This window comes from Cupriavidus sp. GW822-FHT03E04 (assembly GCF_058801495.1).
Genome location: NZ_JBXANI010000005.1, coordinates 57,976 through 82,943 on the forward strand (window position 1 = coordinate 57,976; position 24,968 = coordinate 82,943).

Annotated in this window: 19 protein-coding genes, 1 tRNA gene and 2 pseudogenes; 7 read left to right on the forward strand and 15 right to left on the reverse strand. The window is 65.4% G+C overall.

What is annotated here, in order from left to right; all coding sequences use genetic code 11:
- Window positions 1–357: 357 nt before the first annotated feature.
- Together AC1RQC_RS07805 and AC1RQC_RS07810 are read left to right on the forward strand one after the other, a co-directional pair.
- Window positions 358–1,350 carry a fimbrial protein gene (locus AC1RQC_RS07805; protein ID WP_492376745.1) on the forward strand — a complete coding sequence of 331 codons (993 nt, stop codon included), beginning with the start codon at window positions 358–360 and terminating at the stop codon, window positions 1,348–1,350.
- Window positions 1,351–1,719: 369 nt separating this feature from the next.
- Window positions 1,720–1,804, forward strand: a tRNA-Leu gene (locus AC1RQC_RS07810).
- 53 nt (window positions 1,805–1,857) lie between these two features.
- On the opposite strand, the gene AC1RQC_RS07815 is transcribed toward AC1RQC_RS07810, so the two are convergent.
- Window positions 1,858–2,763 (reverse strand): adenylate/guanylate cyclase domain-containing protein, encoded by a 906-nt coding sequence (locus AC1RQC_RS07815; protein WP_492882890.1) that lies wholly within the window; start codon window positions 2,761–2,763, stop codon window positions 1,858–1,860.
- Between the two features lie 99 nt (window positions 2,764–2,862).
- Window positions 2,863–3,897 carry a patatin-like phospholipase family protein gene (locus AC1RQC_RS07820; protein WP_492882892.1) on the reverse strand — a complete coding sequence of 345 codons (1,035 nt, stop codon included), beginning with the start codon at window positions 3,895–3,897 and terminating at the stop codon, window positions 2,863–2,865.
- A 209-nt stretch (window positions 3,898–4,106) separates the two neighbouring features.
- Between AC1RQC_RS07820 and AC1RQC_RS07825 the strand changes: the two are divergent.
- From AC1RQC_RS07825 to cls, 3 genes and pseudogenes are all read left to right on the forward strand, one after another.
- A pseudogene (locus AC1RQC_RS07825) lies at window positions 4,107–4,478 on the forward strand (aspartate-alanine antiporter-like transporter); the annotation flags it as partial.
- Between the two features lie 188 nt (window positions 4,479–4,666).
- Window positions 4,667–5,636 (forward strand): annotated as a pseudogene (locus AC1RQC_RS07830) (bifunctional aspartate transaminase/aspartate 4-decarboxylase); the annotation flags it as partial.
- Between the two features lie 118 nt (window positions 5,637–5,754).
- Window positions 5,755–7,263, forward strand: a complete 1,509-nt coding sequence (cls, locus tag AC1RQC_RS07835) for a cardiolipin synthase (RefSeq protein WP_492376748.1) — start codon at window positions 5,755–5,757, stop codon at window positions 7,261–7,263.
- An 828-nt stretch (window positions 7,264–8,091) separates the two neighbouring features.
- Here cls and hutG read toward each other — a convergent pair.
- From hutG to AC1RQC_RS07890, 11 genes are all read right to left on the reverse strand, one after another.
- A complete protein-coding gene (gene hutG / locus AC1RQC_RS07840) occupies window positions 8,092–8,907 on the reverse strand; it encodes an N-formylglutamate deformylase (protein ID WP_492373071.1) in 816 nt (271 codons plus the stop codon).
- Window positions 8,908–9,007: 100 nt separating this feature from the next.
- A complete protein-coding gene (locus AC1RQC_RS07845; protein ID WP_492882894.1) occupies window positions 9,008–10,408 on the reverse strand; it encodes a formimidoylglutamate deiminase in 1,401 nt (466 codons plus the stop codon).
- Entirely contained in the window at window positions 10,405–11,679 is a 1,275-nt protein-coding gene (gene hutI, locus AC1RQC_RS07850; protein WP_492373073.1) for an imidazolonepropionase, read from the reverse strand. Before hutI ends, AC1RQC_RS07845 begins: the two co-directional genes overlap by 4 nt.
- Window positions 11,676–12,287: a HutD/Ves family protein gene (locus AC1RQC_RS07855; protein ID WP_492882896.1), complete on the reverse strand. Its 612-nt coding sequence runs from the start codon at window positions 12,285–12,287 to the stop codon at window positions 11,676–11,678. Before AC1RQC_RS07855 ends, hutI begins: the two co-directional genes overlap by 4 nt.
- Complete coding sequence (gene hutU / locus AC1RQC_RS07860) at window positions 12,284–14,005, reverse strand: urocanate hydratase (protein ID WP_492373075.1); 1,722 nt, start codon at window positions 14,003–14,005, stop codon at window positions 12,284–12,286. Before hutU ends, AC1RQC_RS07855 begins: the two co-directional genes overlap by 4 nt.
- A gap of 277 nt (window positions 14,006–14,282) precedes the next feature.
- Window positions 14,283–15,863 (reverse strand): histidine ammonia-lyase, encoded by a 1,581-nt coding sequence (gene hutH, locus AC1RQC_RS07865; RefSeq protein ID WP_492373076.1) that lies wholly within the window; start codon window positions 15,861–15,863, stop codon window positions 14,283–14,285.
- 76 nt (window positions 15,864–15,939) lie between these two features.
- Complete coding sequence (gene hutC, locus AC1RQC_RS07870; RefSeq protein WP_492373077.1) at window positions 15,940–16,713, reverse strand: histidine utilization transcriptional repressor HutC; 774 nt, start codon at window positions 16,711–16,713, stop codon at window positions 15,940–15,942.
- Window positions 16,714–16,728: 15 nt separating this feature from the next.
- On the reverse strand, window positions 16,729–17,508 hold the full coding sequence (locus tag AC1RQC_RS07875) for an ABC transporter ATP-binding protein (protein ID WP_183036756.1): 780 nt from the start codon (window positions 17,506–17,508) through the stop codon (window positions 16,729–16,731).
- Window positions 17,505–18,377, reverse strand: a complete 873-nt coding sequence (locus AC1RQC_RS07880; RefSeq protein WP_492373078.1) for an ABC transporter permease — start codon at window positions 18,375–18,377, stop codon at window positions 17,505–17,507. The genes AC1RQC_RS07875 and AC1RQC_RS07880 overlap by 4 nt, the downstream gene beginning before the upstream one ends.
- 13 nt (window positions 18,378–18,390) lie before the next feature.
- The gene (locus AC1RQC_RS07885; RefSeq protein WP_492807926.1) at window positions 18,391–19,362 is read right to left on the reverse strand and encodes an ABC transporter substrate-binding protein; all 972 of its coding nucleotides are present in this window, start codon (window positions 19,360–19,362) and stop codon (window positions 18,391–18,393) included.
- Window positions 19,363–19,828: 466 nt separating this feature from the next.
- Window positions 19,829–20,809, reverse strand: a complete 981-nt coding sequence (locus AC1RQC_RS07890) for an NAD-dependent epimerase/dehydratase family protein (RefSeq protein ID WP_492882898.1) — start codon at window positions 20,807–20,809, stop codon at window positions 19,829–19,831.
- A 9-nt stretch (window positions 20,810–20,818) separates the two neighbouring features.
- Between AC1RQC_RS07890 and AC1RQC_RS07895 the strand changes: the two genes are divergently transcribed.
- On the forward strand, window positions 20,819–21,892 hold the full coding sequence (locus AC1RQC_RS07895; RefSeq protein ID WP_492882900.1) for a CDP-6-deoxy-delta-3,4-glucoseen reductase: 1,074 nt from the start codon (window positions 20,819–20,821) through the stop codon (window positions 21,890–21,892).
- Between the two features lie 266 nt (window positions 21,893–22,158).
- Window positions 22,159–23,346: an acetylornithine transaminase gene (locus AC1RQC_RS07900; protein ID WP_492882902.1), complete on the forward strand. Its 1,188-nt coding sequence runs from the start codon at window positions 22,159–22,161 to the stop codon at window positions 23,344–23,346.
- A 108-nt stretch (window positions 23,347–23,454) separates the two neighbouring features.
- On the opposite strand, the gene AC1RQC_RS07905 is transcribed toward AC1RQC_RS07900, so the two are convergent.
- Together AC1RQC_RS07905 and AC1RQC_RS07910 are read right to left on the reverse strand one after the other, a co-directional pair.
- Window positions 23,455–24,171 (reverse strand): ABC transporter ATP-binding protein, encoded by a 717-nt coding sequence (locus tag AC1RQC_RS07905; protein WP_400092785.1) that lies wholly within the window; start codon window positions 24,169–24,171, stop codon window positions 23,455–23,457.
- Between the two features lie 15 nt (window positions 24,172–24,186).
- Window positions 24,187–24,963 (reverse strand): ABC transporter ATP-binding protein, encoded by a 777-nt coding sequence (locus AC1RQC_RS07910; protein WP_043349258.1) that lies wholly within the window; start codon window positions 24,961–24,963, stop codon window positions 24,187–24,189.
- Window positions 24,964–24,968 lie beyond the last annotated feature (5 nt).

Sequence of the window (24,968 nt, forward strand, 5' to 3'; positions counted from 1 at the left end):
GAAAATATACTGCAGTTGCGCGATCAAAAGCCGTTGCATCGCCTATGCACTTCCGGCACGCAAGAAGAGGGGAGTTCCGAACGTTGCCAGCAGATTGAGGCGACCTGCCCAGTAACGTCAACGCATTGATCTAAATCGCCACTTAAGCCGAATTCCACAGCAGAAATCGGGAGGCGAAATATTCGCGCAACTTGCGCGGGATGCGAGACGAGAAGCTGTGGCCACAGCAGCGCCTGAAATCAGATTTTTTCTCGGCTAAAAATAATTTACGCATACTTGCTGGCTCCTGGACTAGTTACAACGGGCGATTCGCCTTGTGACGATGCCTTGGCCAAACCTTGTCTATTTGGTGGAATGATGAAAAAACTGATCAGAATTTTTGCCTTTTTTAGCATCGCCATTTTGTTGAATGCAATACCTTCGATAGCGCAAGCCCAACTAGCGTGTCCCTACACGACGCTTATGGCACCGCCGTCGACAATCGCTTTCGATCCAACGGTCCCGGACGGGACGGTACTGTGGAGTAGAGGTATTCAGACGCAGTTTCGTAGTACCAGCTCAATTAATGGCGCCCGCTGGTGTCCGAAAGGGCTCACTAGATTTGGCATCACAGGATCAAAACCCTATCTGGGCAACAATCTTTACGAGACTGGCATACCCGGTATTTCGTATCGTTTCAAGATGCGTGATCCGGTAATCGGCCAGCAAATGTGTTGGACGCAATATTTTCCAGGCGTCTGCGTAATCGAGTCGGGAGGAATGGTAAACCATACGTTGTCCGTTGAACTTATAAAGACAGGCTCAATTACCGGCGGCGGGATATTGTCAGGAATGTTTGCGCACTGGTACTATGACGGTGATTATGCCACCTACTCTTGGGGGGGCAGCGTCGTAATACAGCCAACTATCCCGACATGCAAGGTATCGACGCCATCGATTGCGGTCCGTCTTCGAGACGTGAATGTCAACGTCTTTAGCGGAGTCGGAAAAACGTCACCAAGCCAGCCATTTGATATCGTACTGCAGTGCTCTGGCGGAGATACCGGAACAAAAACAAATATCTATACGACGCTGACCGACCAGACCGATCCAAGTAACGTTTCAGATACCCTGTCCCTTACCAAGGACTCCACTGCCACCGGCGTTGGCATTCAGGTTTTAAATGGGAGCACGGTGATCAAATATGGCCCGGATTCCAGCGCCGCGGGCAATAAGAATCAGTGGAAGGCAGGTTCAACTGGTAATGGCACATTCACCATACCGCTGACAGCCCGGTACATCCAGACCACGCCCTCGGTGAAAGCGGGAACTGCAAATGGTCGTGCGACTTTCACGATGAACTATCAGTAAAGAACAAATATGTGATTAAAAGTGTGAAGCCAGGGTGAACGGACCGCCCTGGCCATGGACCTGCTCTGCCGCCAGAAGACCCATTCCGTCTTCACCGAGGCCACCGGCCCGCGCCTGCCACGACTCGGCGCGCCTGCGCGGCTAGCCCACCTTCGGCGATCTCATCCGCCGTACCGCCCGGAAGCCGCCTGAATCCTGCGATCGCAGCCGGGCGACGCGGGACAAGCGGACGCGCCAGGGCCGCGGATGGGGCGCGTTGGGGGTCCGCTACCGGGGCCAGTTGTGGCCCGGCAGGATTTGCGGCATAATTCCCGGCTCAGCACCGTGCTGGTACGCCGGACTCCCGGCAAATCCGCCAGCACCCACTCAGCCCGGGTGGTGAAACAGGTAGACGCAGGGGACTCAAAATCCCCCGCCGCAAGGCGTGTCGGTTCGAGTCCGACCCCGGGCACCACTACATTTCCCAAAAGAAACAAGCCGATACGCCCAAAGGGTGCTGGCCCGACGCTATGCGGGAAAAAACTCAACCCGCTCCCCGGCGCCAGCCATCGACTGCCCAAACGTAATCCAGCCGTGCCCTCTGAGCGCGACCTCATCACGGCGCAGGATGATTTCGTCATCGCCATCGATGGCGACATGCGTGCCATTCGCGCTTCGGTCGATCAGCATGTATTTACCCGCGCGGAACTCGACCGTTGCATGGAACCGCGATGTCTGCGGATCCGCGACGACGATCGTCATCGCGGCGTCGCGCCCTATCGTGACCGGCGGCGAGGCGCCGTTCATGCGAACCTCCATCTGCCGATACCGCAGCGTTAGCAGCGCGGGGCGGATCGCGCGCCGGCTTACGTCGGCGAGAATCGTCATGTCTGCGTTCTCTTGCCATATCGCTTCGAACAATTCCACGGGCGCTTCCTTCCCGCGCACCTGTATCGGGTAGAGGTAGCGCATCACCTGGCGCAGCGTCGCCGGCAGATGTGCCACGGCATCCTTGCTGGTGATGATCTGCCCTTGCGATGCGAGTTTGGAGAGGCGCGCGGCAAGGTTCACCGTGTCACCAAATACATCGCCCGATGCGTCGCGCAGGATCGGGCCGTGGTGAAAGCCGATATGGATCGACATGGGCAGGCCGGATACCGGCGGCAGTTCGGCAATCGCCACTTGCATGTCGAGTGCAGCCTGCATGGCATTTTCGGCGGACGGGAACAACACCATGACTTCGTCCCCGATCGTCTTCACGACCCGGCCTTGCTGCGCCGACGAACAGGATTTCATCAGGGCGATGCACTGCCCGATTGCGCCGAAGGCAGCCGCATTGCCGGCCTTCTCATATAGCTTTGTGCTGCTGCTGACATCCGCGAACAGCACGGACCCGTCTGCGTCGGCCTGCGCAGGTATCGATTCCCGGTCCATATGTGTCTCAACCTGTTTGTGTCTCAACCTGTTCGCGTCTCAACCCGTTCGCGCGCCTCGCGCGGCGCCCTGCACTGATGGTAGTACGCGGCCAAACGCTCAAAGGAATGTTTCAGCGATATCGATCGAAGAGTGCTGGCCAAGTGCCTCGAAGTTTGCCGCGAGCCAGGCGTCGGCCCGCTCGCGCCCGAGCGTGAACAGGCCGCGCAGGAAGGCCCAGTCCGCGTTGAACTTGCTGGGCGCGCCCAGCCGCGCCATCTCGGTTTCTGCATCGATGCTGTGGATCAGCATGCGGCGGTAGCGTGACGGGTCGAGCGCGCCTTCATCGATCAGCCGGGTGATGAACTCGATGGCGCGCATCTCGCGCATCAACGAGGAGTTGAAGCTGAGCGTGTTGATACGGTCCAGGATTTCGCGTGCCGTGACAGGCACCTGGGGAATGTGGATCGGGTTGAGGCGGATGATCAGCACATCGCGGCTGTCGGTCTCATAGATCAGCGGATAGATTGGCGGGTTGCCCATGTAACCGCCGTCCCAGTAATACTCGCCGTCGATCTCCACGGCCTGGAACAGCGTCGGCAGGCAGGCCGAAGCCATCACGGCCTTGGCGCAGACCTCGCCAGTGCTGAACACGCGGATGCGCCCGCGCAGCACATTGGTTGCGCAAAGGAACAGCTTGACGCTCTTGCTGCGGCGCAGCACCTCGAAATCGATGGTCTCATCCAGGATGTTCTGCAGCGGGTTGAGATTGCAAGGATTGAGCTGGTAAGGCGAGTAAAAGCGCGTGAGATGGTCGAACATCATCCACGCGGGCGACATCTCCATATTGCCGCCGGCACCCATCAACCGGTCCAGCCAGGTAGGTTGCAGGGGACTCAGCTTCGCGCAGTCGGACACATTGCGCCAGCACGTCTCCAGGGCCTGCCGCGCGCCTTCCGGCCCACCGCTTGCCAGGCCGTAGGCGAGCACGGTGGCGTTGACGGCACCGGCGCTGGTGCCACTGATGCCGTCGATGCCGATGCGCTTGTCTTCCAGCAGCCGGTCCAGCACGCCCCAGCTGAATGCCCCGTGGGTGCCGCCCCCTTGCAACGCGATGTTGATGCGGCGGATCGCGGGGGGGTGATTGGCTTGCATGGTGGCCTCCGGTTTCTGTGCCTCAGCACCTCAGCGCCTCGGCGCCGCAGTGCTTCCGTACCGGGGAGCGGCGCTGGCTTCGCGGCGAGCGAGGAACATCTCCGTATGGTAGATGCGGGCGAACAATCCGCAGTGGCGTCATCTCCAGAGGCTTGCGCCGGATGCCTGTCGAACAAGTGTCCCATCGAGCATGGCCATGCATCCAGACCATGCCGACGGTGGCCTGCCAGTTGCTCAAGGACTTCGGGCTGGCGGCCTTTGTTGCCATCGTCGGCATCAACTCCGGGCTGCAGGCGGTGACCACGCTCAAGCAAAGCGGGCTGACCATCTTCCTGCTGGGCGCGGTGGTGACGCTGCTGCCGCTGTTTCTCACCATGCTGTTCGGCCGCTACGTGCTCAAGTACGACAACGCCGCACTGCTGGCCGGCGCGCTGTCGGGCTCGCGCAGCGCCAACGCGGCCTTCGGCGGCATCCTGGACAAGGCGGAAAGCCCGGTGCCAACAGTGCCCTTCGCCATCACCTACGCACTGGCCAACGTACTGCTGACCCTGCTGGGGCCGCTGGTGGTCGGCCTGGTGTAGCGCGGTGCGCCTGCAAGCCAGCAGCAGCCCCCCCGCACAAGCACTCTTTGCCTTCCCGGGCCCGGCCGCGCCGGCCAGGTCCACCCCCAACAAGCCTTACCCCTGGAGCCTGTCATGACCAAACCTGACCTTTCCAAGCTGGCGAGCCTTTCGCCCTTCGAACTCAAGGACGAGCTGATCAAGCTCGCCAGCTGTCGATCGACGCGGACCCGAACCAGCACTGGCAATACGCCAACAAGGAGCTCGACAAGCTGCGCGACCCCAAGGTCAAGGCATTCTTCCTGGTGAACCCGAGCGACCCGCCGTCGGTGCGCATGAGCGACGAGAGCCTGGAGTACCTGGCCTCGATCGTGGAAGAGCGGCCGGACCTGATCATCCTGACCGACGATGTGTATGGCACCTTTGCCGACAACTTCGTCTCGCTGTTCGCGATGTGCCCCAAAAACACCATCCTGGTGTACTCGTTCTCCAAGTACTTTGGCGCAACAGGCTGGCGCCTCGGCGTCATCGCCACGCACCAGGACAACGTCTTCGACGCGCTGATCGCCAAGCTGCCCAAGCCCCAGCACGACGGCCTGCACAAGCGCTACAACTCCATCACCACCGAGCCGGACAAGCTCAAGTTCATCGACCGCCTGGTCGCCGACAGCCGCACCGTGGCGCTGAACCACACGGCCGGGCTGTCCACGCCGCAGCAGGTGCAGATGGTGCTGTTCTCGCTGTTCTCGCTGATGGACACGCATGACGAGTACAAGGCCGCGATGAAGCGCCTGATCCGCAACCGCAAGGCCGCGTTGTACCGCGAGATCGGCATTGCGCCGGACAACGATGACCCCAATGCCGTGGACTACTACACGCTGCTCGACATCGAGCAGCTCGGCGGCAAGGCCATCGGCCCGGACTTCGTCAAATGGGTGCTCAACTCCGCCGAGCCGGTGGAGCTGCTGTTCCGCCTCGCCGAGGCAGCGGGTGTGGTGCTGCTTGCCGGGCCGCGGCTTTGGCACGCGCCATCCCTCCGGCCGCGTGTCGCTGGCCAACCTCAATGAATCGGACTACGTGAAGATCGGCCGTTCGATCCGCAAGCTGTTCGAGGAGTACGTGGAGCGGTACAACAAGGCCACGGGCAGCAAGGCGCGCAAGGACGTGACGAAGAAGTAAGCCATAGGCTGTGTCAGGCGGATGCCGGCATGATCCGGCATCCGCCTGACACACGCTCCAACGCACGGCTCTGGTATGGTGGGCGGTCCGCCCTACCAGAGCCGAGCCGCCGAGCCGCATGTCCCCTTCCCTTCTAGATACCTTCCTGCCTGCGCCTTGGGTCGCCTCGCTGCAAGGCGCCATGCCGGTGGGCTTTTCCTGGTGGTGGCCCTCGCTGTTCACACTGGCGGAATGGGCGATCCGCCTGGCCATGCTGGTCTACGTGCCACAGCGCCGTGCCCCGGCGGCCGCGCGCACCTGGCTGCTGCTGATCTTCTTCCTGCCATGGCTGGGGCTGGTGCTCTATGCGCTGTTCGGCCGCATCTACTATCCCAAGTCGCGCCGGCTCAAGCTGGCCCGCATCAACCAAGGCATCGCAAGCGTGCGTGACCGGGTGGCACGCTTCGCGCCATTGCAGCCGCTGCCCGCCGCCGTTGCCGCCGATGCGGCCGGCCTGATCGAGCGGCTCGGCTCCTACTCGCCGATGCGCGGCAATGCCGTGACGCTGCTCGACGACTATGACGCGACGGTGGCCGCGATGATTGCCGATATCGACGGCGCCAGGCACCAGGTCCATCTGCTGGTCTATATCTACGCCGCCGACGCAACCGGCCGCGCCTTTACCGACGCCCTGCTGCGGGCCAGCGCGCGGGGCGTGCGCTGCCGCCTGCTGGTGGATGCGCTGGGCGCGCGCGCGGGCTGGCGCATGTTTGCCGATACGCTGCGCGACGGCGGCGTGGAGGTGGTGCAGGCCCTGCCCATGCGCTCGCTGATGGCGGTGCTCAAAGGCAAGAGCGCGCGCTTCGACCTGCGCAATCACCGCAAGATCCTGGTGGTGGATGGCAGCATTGGCTACATCGGCTCGCAAAACGTGATCGATGCCGAGTCGATGCCCGGACTGCCCAATGAAGAGCTGGTGGCGCGCGTGACCGGGCCAGTGGTGGCGGAGCTGCAAGCGGTCTTCCTGGCCGACCGCTACCTGGAAACCGGCGACGGCAACTTCGGCCTCGACAGCTTCCCGCCCATGGAGGCGCAAGGCCCGCACATCGCGCAGATGCTGCCCAGCGGCCCTGGCTACGGCACGCAGAACGCGCAGATGGCGCTGATCAGCATGATCCACCGCGCGCGCAGCGAAGTGGTCATCACCACGCCCTACTTCGTGCCGGATGAAGCGTTCCTGCAAGCGCTGCACCTGGCCTGCTACCGTGGCGTGGCGGTGCACCTGGTGCTGTCGCAACGGATCGACCAGCGCTTCACGCAGGCCGCGCAGGAGGCTTACTTCGGCGTGCTGCTGGACTCGGGGGTGCAGATCCACTTGTACCGCCCCGCCTTCCTGCATGCCAAGCACGTCACCATTGACGATGAAGTTGCCATGGTGGGATCGACCAATATGGATATCCGGTCGTTCGCGCTCAATGCAGAGGCCGCGCTAGTGATCTATGACCGTGATGTGGTAGCGCGCATGCGGCGGATCCAGCAGCGGTATCTGGCCAATAGTGAGACGGTGGTGCGGGCGGTTTGGCAGCGGCGGCCGCTGCATACGCGGACCTGGCAGAATCTTTGCCGGTTGGCGGATTCGTTGCTGTAGGTGTGGGAACGCGGCCGGTGGCCCCGCTGACGCGGGGGGCGTCTCTAGTGGGCGGGGTTTTACTGCTTCTAGCTGCTGGCGCGGCTGTACGGTGTTGGCCGTTTTGGAACGTGTGAGATGTCACTTTTCTTTACTCGTAAAGAAAAGTAACCAAAAGAAAGCGATCCTTGCAGGAGGCTGGCGTGGCGTCATTGGGAACCCCAATGGTTTCGTCGTACGGCCCCGGGTGCTAACGGACTCGTGCCGTTACCGGTTCAGAGCACCACGACCCAGCCAATGCCCAGGGATTCGTGGTGGTCCCCCCGGTAGCGGCCACCACGAGCTTCAAGCCGTCTGTCGCTCGCGGAGTGACTCGCCACGAAGTTGCAAGCGTTCCGTTTTCGTCGTGGGCGCGGTGGCACCGGAATGAAAGACCGAGGAATTCTTCCACCGCGCCCACCCCACCACGAAACCATCGTAGCGTGATATATCGTGGCGCTGCGAACCGGTACCGGCAGATGCGTGAATGAGCAGGGATGCCGCTACCGAGCAGCCTCACCACGAAACCAGCGCCATCCGCAGGATCGTGGCCATTCAAATCGGTACCGCCATGAGGCTATTAAAACCCGGGGCCTGACGACGAAACTACCGGGCTACGCAACCCCGACAAGCCAGCCTCCTGCAAGGATCGCTTTCTCTTGGTTACTTCTCTTTACGAGTAAAGAGAAGTGACATCTCACACGTTCTAAATCGGCCAACACCGCACAGCCGCGACAGCAGCTAGAAGCAGTAAAACCCCGCCCACAGAAGCACAAGAGACGCCCCCCCGCGTCAGCGGGGCCAGCAGACTTAACGCGCCTCCACGTACCCCAACACCGTCTCCAGCATCATCTTCAGCGTAGGCTGGATCCGCGTAGCCCGCGCTTCGTCATAGGCGAAAGGATAGCTCTCGCTCATATAGGCCGACTGCGTCAACTCCAGCTGCACGGCTTGCACACCTTGCGCCGGCACCCCGTACTGCCGCGTGATATAGCCTCCCTTGAAGCGCCCGTTAAGCACCGACGTATAGCCAGGCAACGCGCCAGCGATATCCAGCAGCTGGTTGGCCAGCGCGGCGTCGCAGCTGGCACCATTGGCGGTGCCCAGGTTGAAGTCGGTCAGCTTGCCCTCGAAAAAGCGCGGCAGCACCGAGCGGATCGAATGCGCGTCCCACAGCGCCACCGTGCCATGCTCGGCGCGCAAGCGGGCCAGTTCTTCAGCGAGCGCGCCGTGGTACGGGCGCCAGATGGCGTCGCGGCGCGCGGCGATTTCATCGTCGGCGGGCAGGCCGATGGCGTCGGCGTAGATCGGCGTCTTGTCGAAGGTATCGACCGGGCACAGGCCGGTGGTGTCCTGGCCGGGGTAGAGATTGGCGTTGTCGGGCGGGCGGTTCAGGTCCACCACGTAGCGCGAGTGGGTGGCCACCAGGATGGAGGCGCCGAGCTCGCGCGCGAAATCGTACAGGCGCTCCAGGTGCCAGTCGGTATCGGGCACGGTGCGTGCCTCGGCGGTCAGCCGGTCGGACACGGAGGCCGGCAGGTGGGTGCCGACGTGCGGCATCGACACCAGCATCGGGCGCGTGCCGCGATGCAGGGTGAAAGCGGGGGTATCGGTCGAGAAGGCCATGTTTTCTTGTTTGCTACTTTGCAACATAAAGGCGCAGTGCTCATCAATACGGGCCTGAAGCTTGTAGCATCAAGCTTCAGGCCGCGTGGTGCGCCGGGTTTTAGTCAGTCAGCAGGCTGGCGCGCGCAGCGGCAAAGCGCTTGCCAGCGTCAGCCTGCAAGGCGTGCATACCATGCTGCACGCGCGTGCGGCCCGCCGTGCGGACTTCCGCTAGTGTCTCATGCCCATGGTTGGTGAACACATGGACCGCCAGCGCCTGGCTGCCCGACAAACCTGAGAGCGCGGGATGCGCCCCGTCCAGCACGACGAAATCCGCCTGCTGCCCGACGGCAATCGCGCCGATATCCCGGCCCGACGCACGCGCGCCACCAAAGGCGGCATCAAGGTAAAGGCGGTCCGCCACCTGCTTGTGCGCGTCCGAAGCCAGCACGTTGCGCTTTTGCAGCGCCAGCCGCTGGCCGTACTCGAACAGCCGCAGCTCTTCCACCACGCTGACGCTGGCGTGGCTGTCCGAGCCGATGCCCCAGACACCGCCCTGCCCCAGGTAGGGCGCGGCATCGAATACCCCATCGCCCAGGTTGGCCTCGGTGGTCGGACAGATGCCGGCCACCGCGCCGCTGTGCGCCAGCCGCCGCCGTTCGTCCCAGTCCAGGTGCGTGGCGTGCACCAGGCACCAGCGCGCATCCACCTCGGCATGGTCGAGCAGCCATGCCACCGGGCGTGTGCCCGTGAGCGTGATGCACTCGTCGACCTCGCGCTGCTGCTCGGCGATATGGATGTGCACCGGCGCTGTTGCATCCAGCGCGTGCAGGCCCGCCACGGCGTCGGCAAGACTCTGCGGCGGCACCGCGCGCAGCGAGTGCGGGGCAAGTCCCAGGCGAGCCTGGCCATGGCATTGCGGGGCCAGCCGGCCGAGCAAGGCGAGCATGGCGTGCGTCTCATGCAGGAAGCGGCGCTGATCCGGCACCGCGGGCTTGTCGCCGAAGCCGGCCGTCTGGTACAGCACCGGCAGCAGCGTGATGCCGATGCCAGCGGTCCGCGCGGCGCGCAGCAGGCGCAGCGACATCTCGGCAGGGTCGGCGTAAGGCTTGCCGTGCGTGTCGTGATGCACGTAGTGGAATTCGCAAACGCTGGTGTAGCCTGCGCGCAGCATCTCGATATAGAGCTGCGTGGCGATGGCTTCCAGCGTATCGGGCGAAAGCCGCAGCGCGAAGCGGTACATCAGCTTGCGCCAGCTCCAGAAGGAGTCGCCCTCCTGGCCGTCGGCCAGCGTCTCGCTGCGGAACTCGGTCAGCCCGGCAAAGCCGCGCTGGAACGCGTGCGAATGCAGATTGGGCATGCCCGGCAACAGCGGCCCGGCGGCGCGCGGCACGTCCACGGCGGGTTTCGCGCCGGCCTGTACCGTCGTGAATGCGCCGGCGTCGTCCCAGGCCAGCAGTACATCGCTGGCCCAGCCCGTGGGCAGCAAGGCCTGCGCGGCAAACAGGCTTCCGGCGTTCATGGCCGTACTCCTTGCGCTGGCGTGGCGGCGGGATAGACCTTGCCCTGGCGCACCACGGCGGCGGCGGGATTGCGCCCGAACCAGTAGGCCAGCTCGGCCGGCGAATCGACATTCCACAGCACGAAATCGGCGGCGCGCCCGGCGGCCAGCAAGCCGTGCCGGTCGGATGCGCCCAGCGCGCGCGCGGCGTGCGTGGTGACGCCTGCCAGCACTTCGGGCACGGTCAGCCTGAACAGGGTGCACGCCATATTCATCATCAGCAGCAGCGAAGTGACGGGCGACGTACCGGGATTGTGATCGGTGGAGATCGCCATCGGCACGCCATGCCGGCGCAGCAGGTCGATCGGCGGCAGGTTGGTGTCACGCAGGAAATAATAGGCGCCCGGCAGCAGGACCGCCACCGTGCCCGACCCGGCCATGGCAACGACGCCGGCCTCATCGAGATGTTCCAGGTGATCGGCCGACAGCGCGCGGTAACGCGCCGCCAGCGCGGTGCCACCCAGGTTGCTGAGTTGCTCGGCGTGCAGCTTGACGCGCAAGCCGTGGCGCTCGGCAGCCTGGAACACGCGCTCGGTCTGCGCCAGGCTGAAGCCCACGGATTCGCAGAAGGCGTCCACCGCGTCGATGAGGCCCTCTTCGGCCAGCGCGGGCATCATGGTTTCGCACACCAGCGTGATGTAGTCGTCGGCGCGGCCCGCGTATTCCGGCGGCAGCGCGTGCGCGCCGAGGAAGGTGGTATGCACCGTCACGCCGAAGGCCTCGCCCAGGCGGCGCGCCACGCGCAGCTGCTTGCGCTCGCTGGCGAGGTCCAGGCCGTAGCCGGACTTGATCTCCAGCGTGGTCACGCCTTCGGCCAGCAACGGCGCGAGACGCGCGGCGGCCAGCGCGAACAGCGTGTCTTCATCGGCGGCGCGGGTGGCGCGCACGGTGGAGACGATGCCGCCGCCGGCGCGCGCGATTTCCTCATAGCCTGCGCCGGCCAGGCGCATGGCGAATTCGTCGGCGCGCTGCCCGCCGTACACCAGGTGGGTGTGGCAGTCGACCAGGCCCGGCGTGATCCAGGCGTTGCCCGCGTCATGGCGCGGCAGCGCTGCGTATGCCTGCGGCAGCGCTGCCTGCGCGCCGAGCCACACGATGCAGCCTTGCTGCACGACCAGCGCGGCGTCACGGATGGCCTTGGCGGGATCGCCGTCGGGCAGCAGGTGGCAGCGATGCCAGACGCCGTCGGCGGACAAAGAGGTAACGGCGGCCTGCGCCGGGTTCAGGTTCATTGCGGGTTCTCCAATTCCAGTTCCAGGGTGACGCACAGGCAAAGCGCGGGCTCCGACATCGCCTGCAGGCGATATGGCACCGCTACGCCTTCGGCAAACAGCATGCCGTCGTCACTGGCCAGCACGGCTTGGCCGCCCTGGCCGGCAACGCCGTGGCGCCATGCCCCCTCAACCACAAACAACAACACCGCATGCGCGCCGGGCGCGATCGTGAATTCGTCGCGCGCCGCGACCACGCTCGCGCGGCACTGGCCGCGCCGCGTCATCACATTGAAGTCGCGCGTGGTGCCATCCAGCAGCGTGGCTTGCACGCCGCGCTCGCCGGCAAAGGCAAAGGGCTCGCCAACGGTATCGAGGCGATGATCGAAGCTGCCATCGTCAGCCAGCAGGCGTACGCCCTCGCCGTCCAGCAGCACGATCTGGCGATCGATGCCGGGAAAGGCGGAGAACGGCCCATCGGCGGCGATGTCGGCCACGCTCACGCGCCACAGGAATGCGTCCATGCCGGCGCCCGGCGGCCACGCCGCGATCTCGCGGGTGACGCCGCCGCCGTTCTTCCAGGGCTGCGCGGCCAGCGCGCCGAGCGAGAAACGTTCGACGCCGTTCATGCGCCTGCCGCCTTCGGCACCATCGGCAGGTTCAGGCCCTTCTCATGGGCGCAGTCGATCGCGCTTTCGTAGCCGGCGTCGGCGTGGCGCATCACGCCGGTGGCAGGGTCGTTCCACAACACGCGTTCGATGCGCTTGGCCGCGGCGTCAGTGCCGTCGCAGACGATCACCACGCCCGAATGCTGCGAGAAGCCCATGCCCACGCCGCCGCCGTGATGCAGGCTGACCCACGTGGCACCGCCCGCGGTGTTGAGCAGCGCGTTGAGCAGCGGCCAGTCGGACACGGCGTCGGAGCCGTCGCGCATGGCTTCGGTCTCGCGGTTGGGGCTGGCAACCGAGCCGCAATCCAGGTGGTCGCGGCCGATCACGATCGGCGCCTTCAGCTCGCCGTTCTTCACCATCTCGTTGAAGGCCAGGCCCGCGCGGTGGCGCTCGTCCAGTCCCACCCAGCAGATGCGCGCGGGCAGGCCCTGGAAGGCGATGCGGTCGCGCGCCATGTCCAGCCAGCGGTGCAGGTGCGCGTCTTCGGGGAACAGCTCCTTCATCTTGGCATCGGTCTTGTAGATGTCCTCGGGGTCGCCCGATAGCGCAACCCAGCGGAACGGGCCCTTGCCTCGGCAAAACAGCGGGCGGATATACGCCGGCACGAACCCCGGGAAATCGAAGGCATTGGCCACGCCTTCGTCAAAGGCGACCTGACGGATGTTGTTGCCGTAGTCCAGCGTGGGCACGCCCATTTGCTGGAAGGCCAGCATGGCCTGCACGTGCTTGACGATGGAAGTCTTGGCAGCGGCCTCGACCGATTTGGGATCGGTCGTGCGCGCGGCTTCCCATTGCCCGACGGTCCAGCCCGCCGGCAGGTAGCCGTTGACCAGGTCGTGCGCCGAGGTCTGGTCGGTGACGATGTCCGGGCGCATGCCGCCGGCCTGCGCGCGTTTGACCAGCTCCGGCATGATCTCGGCAGCGTTGCCGAGCAGGCCGACGGAGATGGCCTGCTTGTTGCGCGTGGCTTCTTCGATCATGGCCAGCGCTTCGTCGATGCTGGTGGCCTTCTTGTCGACATAGCGCGTGCGCAGGCGGAAGTCGATGCGCGACTCCTGGCACTCGATCGCCAGCACGCATGCGCCGGCCAGCACGCCGGCCAGCGTCTGCGCGCCGCCCATGCCGCCGAGGCCGGCGGTGAGGATCCACTTGCCGGTGAGATCGTTGTTGTAATGCTGGCGGCCGGCTTCGACAAAGGTTTCGAAGGTGCCCTGCACGATGCCCTGCGTGCCGATATAGATCCACGAGCCGGCAGTCATCTGGCCGTACATCATCAGGCCGGCGCGGTCCAGCTCGTTGAACTTGTCCCAGGTGGCCCAGTGCGGCACCAGGTTGGAGTTGGCAATCAGCACGCGCGGCGCGTCGGCATGGGTGCGGAACACGCCCACCGGCTTGCCGGATTGCACCAGCAGCGATTCTTCCTCGCCCAGGTTGCGCAGGCTGTCGAGAATGGCGTCAAAGCACTCCCAGTTGCGCGCCGCCTTGCCGATGCCGCCGTACACCACCAGGTCCTGCGGGCGCTCGGCCACATCGGGATCCAGGTTGTTCTGGAGCATGCGGTAGGCGGCTTCGATCAGCCAGTTCTTGCAGTGCAGCTCGGTGCCGCGCGGCGCGCGGATCTCGCGCTGGCCACGCAGGGGGGCCGCTTTGGTGAATTGGTGTTCGTTGGCGTTCATGTCTGGTTCTCCTGCGTGTTGGGTTCAACCCTGCGCTGCGGTGATTTGTGGGGCGTCGCATTCGGGGGCGCCCGCCCTCTCCCCCAGCCCCTCTCCCACAAGCGGGAGAGGGGAGCAACCCGGCGGCATTGGCCGAAGCCGGCACGATGCGCCAAAGCCATCTGGAATGACGACGGTTGTCGCTCCCTCTCCCCTCACGGGGAGAGGGTTGGGGAGAGGGGCGGTTTGGCTAGGAGCCACTTGAAGCGAAGCCAATTGTTTTCTTCAGCACGGCGGCTTACGCCACGCCCACCTGCGACGGCAGCACCTGCCGCACGGACTCGGGCCAGCCGGCACCCGCATCACCCTGCTGCACCCACTGCTTCATTGCCTCGATATCCGGTGCGAAGTAGCGGTCGCCTTCCACAAAGGCCACGCGCTCGCGGATGCGTGCGATCTCGGTCTCGATCAGCGGCGAGGATTCCAGCGGGCGGTGGAACTCGATGCCCTGCGCGGCGGCCATGGCTTCGATGCCGACCACCACGGCGGTGTTCTCCGCCATATCGCCCAGGCGGCGCGCGCCGTAGGTGGCCATCGACACATGGTCCTCCTGGTTGGCCGACGTCGGCAAGCTGTCCACGCTGGCAGGATGCGCCAGCGACTTGTTCTCGGACGCCAGCGCGGCGGCAGTGACCTGCGCGATCATGAAGCCCGAATGCAGGCCACCGTCGCGCACCAGGAACGGCGGCAGGCCGGACAGGCCGGAATCGAGCAGCAGCGCGAGGCGGCGCTCGGAGATCGCGCCGATCTCGGCGATGGCCAGCGCGATGATGTCGGCGGCAAACGCCACCGGCTCGGCGTGGAAGTTGCCGCCCGAGATCACGTCGCCCTGCTCCGGGAACACCAGCGGATTGTCGGACGCGGCGTTGGCTTCGATCTGCAGCACGCGCGCGGCGTGCTGCAGGTTGTCCAGGCAGGCGCCCATCACCTGCGGCTGGCAGCGGATGGAGTACGGGTCCTGCACGCGGCCGCAGCTCACGTGCGAGTCCACGATCTTGCTGCCATCGAGCAGCGCGCGCACGGCGCCGGCCACGGCGATCTGCCCGGCCTGGCCGCGCGCGGCGTGGATGCGGGCGTCGAACGGCTTGACCGAGCCCTTGATGGCTTCGAGCGACAGCGCGCCCGCCACCAGCCCGGCAGCGAAGATGTCTTCGGCGGCAAACAGGCCCGCCAGCGCCAGCGCGGTGGAAACCTGCGTGCCGTTGAGCAGCGCCAATCCCTCCTTGGGGCCCAGCGTGAAGGGCGCCAGGCCCGCGTGGGCCAGCCCTTCGGCGGCCGGGCGGCGCACGCCGTCGATCATCACCTCGCCCACGCCGATCAGCGTGCACGACATATGCGCCAGCGGCGCGAGATCGCCCGACGCGCCCACCGAGCCCTTGGCCGGAATGCACGGCGTGACGCCCGAGTTGGCCAGCGCCAGCAGCGCCTCGATGATTTCGGGACGGATGCCGGAATGGCCGCGCGCCAGGCTCACGGCCTTGATCGCCAGGATCAGCCGCACGGTGTCGCTGTTCAGGTCCGCGCCGGTGCCCACGCTGTGCGACAACACCAGGTTGCGCTGCAGCTCCGCCAGCTTGTCATGCGGAATGCGCGTTTGCGCCAGCTTGCCGAAGCCGGTGTTGATGCCGTAGACCACGGCATCGGCGTCGATGATGTCCTGCACGGTGGCCTGGGACGCACGCACGCCAGCCCATGCGGATGCATCCATCACCAGGCTCACTTCGCCGCGATGGATGCGGCGCAGGTCGGCCAGCGTGACGGAGCCGGGCTGCAAGGTCAGCAGCGGGCGGGAAGTTTGGTTGGCTTGGGTGGCGCTCATTTGTATGTCCCTGTCTATACAGCCGGGTTCGTGCGTTGGCTGGTGGATCTGAAAAAATTAACGGCCCACGGCGGGTTCAGCCGAAGGCCGGGTTGCCATCGGCGCGGAATCGGCTGCCTAGGCGGTAACGGTTGCCTGGGTGCAGGCAACGTACAAAGGTCACGGGGGTGCCGCCCGTCCAGGTGCGGCGGGTCAGCAGCAGGCACGGCTGGGTAGCCGGCATTTCCAGTTGGGTGGCTTGCTCCGCCGTGGCGGAGATGGCATCGACCACGTGCTCGATCTGATCATAGGGCACGTGGCGCAGCAGGTATTCGCCGGGCTTCACCGCATCGGCGGCGGCGAAATCCTGGTTGATAAAGTCCGGCGCGACGCGCGGGTTCACATAGCGGTCTTCGAGCTGCACCGGCACGCCGTCCTCGCGGTGCACGCACACGGAGTGGAACACCGATTCACCGGTGCGCAGATCCAGTGCGGCCGCAACCTCGATGGAGGCAGCCACGCGTTCCACCACCATGACGTCGCAAGCGTAGTCATGTCCGCGCATGCGGATCTCGTCCTGCAGGTTGACCACGTTGAGCAGCGTCGACTGCGGCTTGTGCTCCGCCACGAAGGTGCCCACGCCAGCCACGCGCACCACCCGGCCCTGCTCGGCCAGCTCGCGCAGCGCGCGGTTCACCGTCATGCGCGACACGCCGAAGCGGGTCACCAGTTCCTGCTCGGACGGCACGCGATCGCCAGGCTGCCACGCGCGGCTCTGGATATGGCGCGCGATGTACTCCTTCACCTGCTGGTAAAGCGCGGCGGGAGGGGAATCGGGAACACCCCGGCGGTTGGCGGTGGCAGCTTTCATGGCTTGGTTGGCAACTCAGTGCTCGGCGCTGGCCATGGCCTCGGCGCGGATTTCCTCGGTCAGTACCGCCTTGAGTTCCGAGAACGCCGGCGAGGTCTTGATCGTATAGTGGCGCGGATGCGGGAAGTCCACATCGATGGTGCGCTTGATGCGGCCAGGCCGCGCCGAGAACACCGCCACGCGGTTGGCCATGAAGATGGCCTCGTCGATATCGTGCGTGACGAACAGCACCGTCTTGCGCGAGGCTTCCCAGATGCCCAGCAGCAGTTCCTGCATCAGCACGCGGGTCTGGTTGTCCAGCGCGCCGAAGGGCTCGTCCAGCAGCAGGATCTTGGGGTCGTTGGCCAGCGCCCGGGCAATGGCCGTGCGCTGCTGCATGCCGCCCGAGAGCTGCTTGGGGAAGTGATGCTCGAAGCCGCGCAGGCCCACGCGCTGGATAAAGAAGTCGCTGCGCTCGCGCTGGTCGGCCTCGCTCATGCCGCGCTCGCGCAGGCCAAAGCGCACGTTCTGCTCGATGGTCAGCCACGGGAACAGCGTGTACGACTGGAACACCATGCCGCGCTCCGCGCCCGGGCCGGTGACTTCCTGCCCGTCGAGCAGCACGCGCCCGGTGGTGGGCGTATCCAGCCCGGCGACGATGCGCAGCAGCGTGGACTTGCCGCAGCCCGAGGGGCCAAGGATGGTGACGAAGTCGTTGTCCGCCACTTCAAAATCGGTCGGCTGCAGAGCCAGGGTCTGGCCGCCGCGCGGATTGACGAAGGTACGCGAGACCTGCTGGATGGACAGCGCGCTCATTTGATCGAACTCCACGGAAACAGGCGCTGGTTGGCCAGCTTGAAAGCCAGGTCGGAGACCAGGCCGATGCAACCGATCACGATGATGCCGAAGATGATCTGCCCGGTGTTGAGCAGCGCCTGGCTGTCGGTGATCATATGGCCGATGCCGGAGGACGAGCCGATCAGCTCGGCCACGATGACATAGGTCCAGGCCCAGCCCAGCACCAGGCGCAGGATCTCGGCGATCTCCGGCGCGGCGCCCGGGATCAGCACGCGCCGCACGATGCCGCTGCTGTTGGCGCCCAGCGTGTAGGCCGCCTCCACCAGGTCGCGCCGCGCGCCGCCCACCGTCACCGCCACCATCAGCACGATCTGGAAGAAGGAACCGATAAAGATCACCAGCACCTTCTGCGCCTCGCCGATGCCGGCCCACAGGATCAGCAGCGGGATGAAGGCCGACGCGGGCAGGTAGCGGCAAAACGAGACGAAGGGCTCGAAGAATGCCTCCGCCGCCTTGTACGCGCCCATGAAGATGCCCAGCGGCACGGCCAGCGCGGCGGCCAGCACGAAGCCGCCCAGCACGCGCCATACCGTCATGCCGATGTCACCGATGAAGTTGTACTCGGTAAACAGCAGCACACCTTCATGGGCCATGGTCATCGGATCGGCCAGGAAGGTGCGCGGCACCATGCCGCCCAGGGTCACCGCCGCCCACACGGCAAAAAACGCCACGAAGAACGACAAGCCCAGGACCCAGCGCGCGCGCTGGGTGACCGGCGCCAGCGGCGCCAGCCAGGGATGCCGGCGCGTGGCCGCCGGAGTCACCGCGGCGGGAGCGGGCGTTGTAGCCGCACCGGCGGCGGGCGAACCAATGTGAACCTGCGTCATGGCACCGACCTCGTTACTTGATGAAGCGCGCGTCGTACAGCGCGGTGACGTCCGGCACCTGGCGAATCACGCCGATCTCCAGCAGCACCTGCGCCGCTTCCTTGCTGAAGCTGGCCAGCTCTGCGCCGAAGAATTTGCGGTTGGCGTCACGATCCTGCCAGCGCAGGTAGGCTGATGACTTGGCGAACTGCTCGCCGCTTTGCTTGACCGCCGCGCCCATGATGTCGTTCGCCTTGGCCGGGTCCTGCTTGATCATGTCGAGCGCTTCGAAGTAGCTGTCCACCAGCGCTTGCGCGGCCTTGGGATTGTCCTTGAGCCACTTGGGCGCGCAGCCCAGCGTGTCCATCACCATCGGGTAGTCCAGCGTGGTGGCTAGGATCTTGCCCTTGTCCGGGTTCTGGCGCACCGACGACAGGTACGGTTCATACGTCATGGCAGCATCGTTCTGGCCCGAGACGAAGGCCTGCGCGGCGGCTTGCGGCGACAGCGTCGTGGTCTTCACATCCTTCAGGCTCATGCCGTTCTTCTTGAGCATCCAGGCCAGGCCGAAGTAAGGCGCGGTGCCTGGCGCGTCCACGCCGATGGTCTTGCCCTTGAGGTCAGCAAAGCCTTTGACGTCGCCGCGCACGGCCAGGCCGTCGGCGCCGTAGGACTTATCGAGCTGCACGATTTGGGTGATGGGCACGCCGTTGGCGTTCCAGGCCACATGGGTCTCGACCGTGGTGGCGGCGCACTGGATGGCGCCCGAGGCGAGTGCCAGGTGACGGTCCTTCTGCGGAATCATCTTGATGTCGACGTCGACACCGTGCTTCTTGAAGATGCCGGCCTTGTCAGCCAGCGTCAGCGGCGCGAAGCCGGTCCAGCCGCTCATGCCCAGCGTGACCTGCGTGGCTTGCGCTTGCGCGGTGCCCGCGGTACCCAGCGTGGCGACGACTGCTGCAACGGCGACGGCTAGCGACTTACCGCTACGGATACGAAATCCCATCTTCCTGGCTCCTTTGGTGTGATGCGAACGGGGCCGCGCCAGCGTTGGCGGCGGCCGGACCGCCCGGCTCGGGCGGCGCCGTACTTGCGGCGCCGGTCATTTGCCAGGCAATTTAGCAACCCTGTATATACAAGTCAATGCAGTAGTTAACCCGAGGCGAAACGCAGAACTGGCGTGGCCAGCACTTACATGCCGCCGGGCCTGGAACGGCACGAAATGGGTACAAGACGGGCACAAAACGGCAACGTTACGGGATCAGGCCGGGTGCACGCCAATGCCCGTTGACGGGGCATCCGGCCCTTGCCACTTTCGCCTCCGCGCACCAGCTCCGCGCACGCTTACGCTGAATGCATCACTGGCTGTCTATACAGGATCGAGCGGCAACACCAATGCAAACGGCGTGCCACCGGGCGCCGCAGGGATGCGAAAGGACAGCGCTCCCGGGCAATGCCGAGAGCACCTGAGTTCAGGCGTCGAAAAAAGAAGCCACGGTGGGATAGCGCAGCCGCAGGCGCAGCTCGCGTTTGAGACGCGCGTTTTCCAGCCGGCGCGATTCGCTCATGAAGCTGAGCAAGGTTGGCTCCACGGCTTCGCGCAGTTGCGCGCGAGCCAGGCGCGGCGGGCGCGGCAGGCCGCGGCGGTCGGCTACCAGGTCGAAGTAATCGGCCATGCGCATTTCCGAATCGTCGCTGGCATGCACCACCCGCTGCGCGCGGCCGCGGAACAACGACGCCACCATGGTGCGGGCCAGGTCCAGGGCATGGATGTGGTTGGTATAGACGTCGTCCTGCGGCGCCAGCGCCGGCGTGCCTTTGGCCAGGCGGGCCAGCGGCAGCCGGTCCTCGGCATAAATGCCGGGGATGCGCACGATGGAAGCACGCCAGCCGGCATGGCGGCCGAAGTCCCGCACGGACTGCTCGGCCGCCACGCGGCGCCGGGCGCGCGCGGTTTGCGGGCGCACCGCCTGCGATTCCGCCAGCCTGGCGCCGCCCCGGTCGCCATACACGCCCGAGGTGCTGGCGTAGACGAACGCTGGCGGCGCGGCGCGTCGGCCAGACCTGCCGTAGCCTCGGTCGGGTAGAATAGCGGGCTTGGCAGACCATCCGCCAGGCCGTGCGGCGGACCGTCGCCAGGCACCGCGCCGCAAGGCGCGCAGCAGCGCCAGCGTGCGGGGATCGCCCTCGCCGCGGGACGGCGGCGGCGCCAGGTGCAGCACCCTGTCGGCCAGCGCGGCCAGGCGCGCCAGCGTGGCGGGCCGGTCCAGGTCGGCTACCAGCGGCACGGCGCCGTTGTCCCGCAGCTCGGTGCGGCGGGACGGCTGCGAAGTGATGGCAAAGACGCGCCAGCGCGTCGATAGAATACGCAGGCAACGCGTGCCCACATCCCCACAGCCAACGATGAGTAGGCGCGGGCGACCCAGGCGGCGTCGCGACAGATTTTTGCTCATTGAGTGATTATGGCTTATCAAGTTACCGTCATGCCCAGCGGCCGCACGTTCGAAGCGGCCGCGGATGAAACCATCCTTACCGCGGCCCTGCGCCACAGCATCGGCCTGCCCTACGGCTGCAAGAACGGCGCATGCGGATCCTGCAAGGGCCGTGTCACCGCTGGCGGCATCGAGCAGGGCGATCATGCCGCTTCCGCGCTGTCCGCGCAGGAAAAGACCGAGGGCCGCGCGCTGTTCTGCTGCGCCAAGCCCACCTCGGACATCACCATCGAATGCCGCGAGGTGCAAGGCGCCGGCGACATCCCCATCAAGAAGGTGCCGTGCCGCGTCGCCACGCTGGAACGCGTGGCCGACGACGTGATCGTGACCCGCCTGCAACTGCCCGCCACCGAGCGCATGCAGTTCCTGGCCGGCCAGTATGTCGAGTTCCTGCTGCGCGACGGCAAGCGCCGCAGCTACTCCATCGCCACGCCGCCGCACCAGGAAGGCCCGATCGAGCTGCACATCCGCCATATGCCCGGCGGCACCTTCACCGACTACGTGTTCGGCGCCAGGGAAGGCCAGCCGGCCATGAAGGAGCGCGACATCCTGCGCTTCGAAGGCCCGCTCGGCAGCTTCTTCCTGCGTGAAGACTCCGACAAGCCCATCATCCTGCTGGCCTCCGGCACCGGCTTCGCGCCGATCAAGGCCATCGTCGAGCACGCGGTCTACACCGGCATCACCCGCCCGATGACGCTGTACTGGGGCGGCCGCCGCCCGCGCGATCTCTATATGCACGCGCTGTGCGAGCAATGGGCGCGCGAGCTGCCCGACTTCCGCTACGTGCCGGTGATCTCCAACGCCCAGGACAGCGACGACTGGGACGGCCGCACCGGCTTTGTCCACGAGGCCGTGATGGAAGACCATCCCGACCTGTCCGGCTTCGAGGTCTACGCCTGCGGCGCGCCGGTGATGATCAATGCTGCGCGCAAGGACTTTTCCCTGCGCTGCGACCTGCACGAGGATGCCTTCTTCGCCGACTCGTTCACGTCGGAAGCGGACATGCATCCGGCAGGTTCGGTACCGCCGGCACCGGCGGCCTGAGCGCCCCGCTGCCCGTTTCCAAGCGACAACAATGCCCGGCTCCGCCAAAATTCGTTTTGACAGCCGGGCGCATGGGCCTTATATTGGCCGCCATGAACTACGCTATCAACAACCGACGCAGCTACCGTACGTCGCTCCCCACCGGGGTGCCTCGCGGCTGACCGTCCATAGCTTCTGTTCAGGTCAACAAGCCACGGGCAATCCCCGTGGCTTTTTGTTTTTCTGCTCTCCTCTCCCCTGTTTCACGCCGACCCCTGGAGTCCGCCATGGCATTTGCTGAGTACCCCGTCCAATCCCTGATGTACATCACCAACCGGCCCGAGCTCGTCTTTACCGAAGGCAAGGGCTCGTGGCTCACGGACCATAACGGCAAGCGATACCTGGACTTCGTGCAGGGCTGGGCGGTCAACTGCCTGGGACACTCCAACCAGGCCATGATCGACGCGCTGGTCGACCAGTCGAAGAAGCTGTTCAACCCCAGCCCGGCGTTCTACAACGAACCCATGCTCAAGCTGGCCAGGCAGCTCACCGATGCCAGCTGCTTCGACAAGGTGTTCTTCGCCAACAGCGGCGCGGAAGCCAACGAGGGCGCGATCAAGCTGGCGCGCAAATGGGGCCGCAAGCACAAGAACGGCGCGTTCGAGATCATCACCATGGACCACAGCTTCCACGGCCGCACGCTCGCCACCATGAGCGCGTCGGGCAAGGCCGGCTGGGACACCATCTTCGCGCCGCAGGTGCCGGGCTTCCCCAAGGCCGACCTGAACGACCTGGCCTCGGTCGAAAAGCTGATCAACGACAAGACCGTGGCCATCATGCTGGAGCCGGTGCAGGGCGAAGGCGGCGTGATCCCCGCCTCGCGCGAATTCATGCAAGGCCTGCGCAAGCTGGCCGACCAGCACAAGCTGCTGTTCATCGTCGACGAAGTGCAGACCGGCTGCGGCCGTTGCGGCACCATGTTCGCCTATGAACTGTCGGGCGTGGAGCCGGACATCATGACGCTGGGCAAGGGCATTGGCGGCGGCGTGCCGCTGGCAGCCCTGCTGTGCAAGGCCGAGGTCGCGAGCTTCGAAGCCGGCGACCAGGGCGGCACCTACAACGGCAACCCGGTGATGACGGCCGTTGGCAGCGCCGTGATCTCGCAACTGACCGCGCCCGGCTTCCTGCAAGGCGTGCAAGAAAAAGGCGCCTACCTGCGCGAGCAGCTGCTGGCGCTGACGTCCGAGTTCGGCCTGGGTGGCGAACGCGGCGAAGGCCTGCTGCGCGCACTGGTGCTGAACAAGGACATCGGCCCGCAACTGGTGGAAGAAGCGCGCGACATGCAGCCGCAAGGCCTGCTGCTGAATTCGCCGCGCCCCAACCTGCTGCGCTTCATGCCCGCGCTGAACGTGACCATCGAGGAAATCGACCAGATGATCGGCATGCTGCGCACGCTGCTGAAAAAGCTGGCCTGAGCCTCGTCTTGAAGCCGGCGCGCCGCCGGCCAGGCACAATGAAAAAGCCCCGCAAATCGCTTGCGGGGCTTTTTCATTGCAGCAAACCGCAGCGTCACAGAGGCGACATCACTCGCCCAGATACGCCGCGCGGACCTTCGGATCGTCCAGCATCTGCTTGGCGTCGCCGCTCATGGTGACCAGGCCCGACTCCATCACATAGCCGCGGTGGGCGGCCTGCAGCGCCAGCCGCGCATTCTGCTCCACCAGCAGCACGGTCACGCCCAGCGCGGAGACGTCGCGCACCACCTCGAAGATCTTCGCGACCATGATCGGCGACAAGCCCATCGAGGGCTCGTCCAGCAGCAGCAGCTTGGGCTGGCTCATCAGCGCGCGCGCCATGGCCAGCATCTGCTGCTCGCCGCCGGACATGGTGCCGGCCAGCTGGTTGGCGCGCTCCTTCAGGCGCGGGAAGATGCCGAACATGCGGTCGATGTCGGCCTTGATGCCGGCCTCGTCGATGCGCGTGTAGGCGCCCATCTGCAGGTTCTCGGTAATGGTCATGCGCGCAAACACCCCGCGCCCTTCCGGCACCATCGCCAGCCCTTGCTTGAGCAGCGTGTAGCTTGGCACCCCCTTGATGGACTTGCCCATGTACTCCACATCGCCGCCGGCCCATCCCTGCAGGCCGGTGATGGCCTTCATGGTGGTGGTCTTGCCGGCGCCGTTGGCGCCGATCAGCGTGACCAGTTCGCCTTCTTTGATTTCGAGGTCGATGCCCTTGACCGCCTGGATGCCGCCGTACGCGACCTTCAGGCCGGATATCTTGAGTAGTGTTTCTTTCATTGTGTATTTCCCCCGTCAGTGCGCCGGGGTACCGAGGTAAGCCTCGATCACCGCTGGATTGCTCTGGACTTCGTGCGGCAGGCCCTGCGCGATGACCTTGCCGTAGTCGAGCACGGTCAGGCGATTGCACAGGCCCATCACCAGCTTCACGTCGTGCTCGATCAGCAGGATGGTCTTGCCATCGCTGCGGATCTTGTCGAGCAGGCCGCGCAGTTCCACCTTCTCGGTGGCGTTCATGCCAGCGGCGGGCTCATCGAGCGCCAGCAGCTTGGGCTCGGTGGCCAGCGCCCGCGCGATCTCCAGGCGACGCTGGTGGCCGTAGGACAGATTGCGCGAGGTGAAGTGCGCGTACTTGCCGATGCCGACATACTCCAGCAGGTCATGCGCCCAGTCTTCCACCGAGTGCTCCTCGCGCCGGACCGAAGGCGGGCGGAACACCGCGCCAAAGAGGCCAGCCTTGGTACGCACGTGGCGGCCCACCATCACGTTTTCCAGCGCGGTCATCTCGCCGAACAGGCGGATGTTCTGGAAGGTGCGGGCAATCCCGGCCTTGGCGACTTCGTGCACGGCGGTCGGCTGGTAGGCCTTGCCGCCCAGCACGAACTCGCCGGAGTCCGGTGTGTACAGGCCGGTAATCACGTTGAAGAAGGTGGTCTTGCCGGCCCCGTTGGGACCGATCAGGCCGTAGATTTCGCCCGGCTTGATCTGCAGGCCCACATCGGACAATGCCTGCAGGCCGCCGAATCGCTTGTTGACCCCCTGTACGGACAGGAGGAGATTCTCGTTGCTCATGATGT

What these genes read in the sequence shown, in the direction of transcription:
- AC1RQC_RS07805 (WP_492376745.1), top strand. Translation starts at nt 358, where the DNA reads ATGAAAAAACTGATCAGAATTTTTGCCTTTTTTAGCATCGCCATTTTG.
- AC1RQC_RS07815 (WP_492882890.1), bottom strand. Translation starts at nt 2,763, where the DNA reads ATGGACCGGGAATCGATACCTGCGCAGGCCGACGCAGACGGGTCCGTG.
- AC1RQC_RS07820 (WP_492882892.1), bottom strand. Translation starts at nt 3,897, where the DNA reads ATGCAAGCCAATCACCCCCCCGCGATCCGCCGCATCAACATCGCGTTG.
- cls (WP_492376748.1), top strand. Translation starts at nt 5,755, where the DNA reads ATGTCCCCTTCCCTTCTAGATACCTTCCTGCCTGCGCCTTGGGTCGCC.
- hutG (WP_492373071.1), bottom strand. Translation starts at nt 8,907, where the DNA reads ATGGCCTTCTCGACCGATACCCCCGCTTTCACCCTGCATCGCGGCACG.
- AC1RQC_RS07845 (WP_492882894.1), bottom strand. Translation starts at nt 10,408, where the DNA reads ATGAACGCCGGAAGCCTGTTTGCCGCGCAGGCCTTGCTGCCCACGGGC.
- hutI (WP_492373073.1), bottom strand. Translation starts at nt 11,679, where the DNA reads ATGAACCTGAACCCGGCGCAGGCCGCCGTTACCTCTTTGTCCGCCGAC.
- AC1RQC_RS07855 (WP_492882896.1), bottom strand. Translation starts at nt 12,287, where the DNA reads ATGAACGGCGTCGAACGTTTCTCGCTCGGCGCGCTGGCCGCGCAGCCC.
- hutU (WP_492373075.1), bottom strand. Translation starts at nt 14,005, where the DNA reads ATGAACGCCAACGAACACCAATTCACCAAAGCGGCCCCCCTGCGTGGC.
- hutH (WP_492373076.1), bottom strand. Translation starts at nt 15,863, where the DNA reads ATGAGCGCCACCCAAGCCAACCAAACTTCCCGCCCGCTGCTGACCTTG.
- hutC (WP_492373077.1), bottom strand. Translation starts at nt 16,713, where the DNA reads ATGAAAGCTGCCACCGCCAACCGCCGGGGTGTTCCCGATTCCCCTCCC.
- AC1RQC_RS07875 (WP_183036756.1), bottom strand. Translation starts at nt 17,508, where the DNA reads ATGAGCGCGCTGTCCATCCAGCAGGTCTCGCGTACCTTCGTCAATCCG.
- AC1RQC_RS07880 (WP_492373078.1), bottom strand. Translation starts at nt 18,377, where the DNA reads ATGACGCAGGTTCACATTGGTTCGCCCGCCGCCGGTGCGGCTACAACG.
- AC1RQC_RS07885 (WP_492807926.1), bottom strand. Translation starts at nt 19,362, where the DNA reads ATGGGATTTCGTATCCGTAGCGGTAAGTCGCTAGCCGTCGCCGTTGCA.
- AC1RQC_RS07890 (WP_492882898.1), bottom strand. Translation starts at nt 20,809, where the DNA reads ATGAGCAAAAATCTGTCGCGACGCCGCCTGGGTCGCCCGCGCCTACTC.
- AC1RQC_RS07895 (WP_492882900.1), top strand. Translation starts at nt 20,819, where the DNA reads ATGGCTTATCAAGTTACCGTCATGCCCAGCGGCCGCACGTTCGAAGCG.
- AC1RQC_RS07900 (WP_492882902.1), top strand. Translation starts at nt 22,159, where the DNA reads ATGGCATTTGCTGAGTACCCCGTCCAATCCCTGATGTACATCACCAAC.
- AC1RQC_RS07905 (WP_400092785.1), bottom strand. Translation starts at nt 24,171, where the DNA reads ATGAAAGAAACACTACTCAAGATATCCGGCCTGAAGGTCGCGTACGGC.
- AC1RQC_RS07910 (WP_043349258.1), bottom strand. Translation starts at nt 24,963, where the DNA reads ATGAGCAACGAGAATCTCCTCCTGTCCGTACAGGGGGTCAACAAGCGA.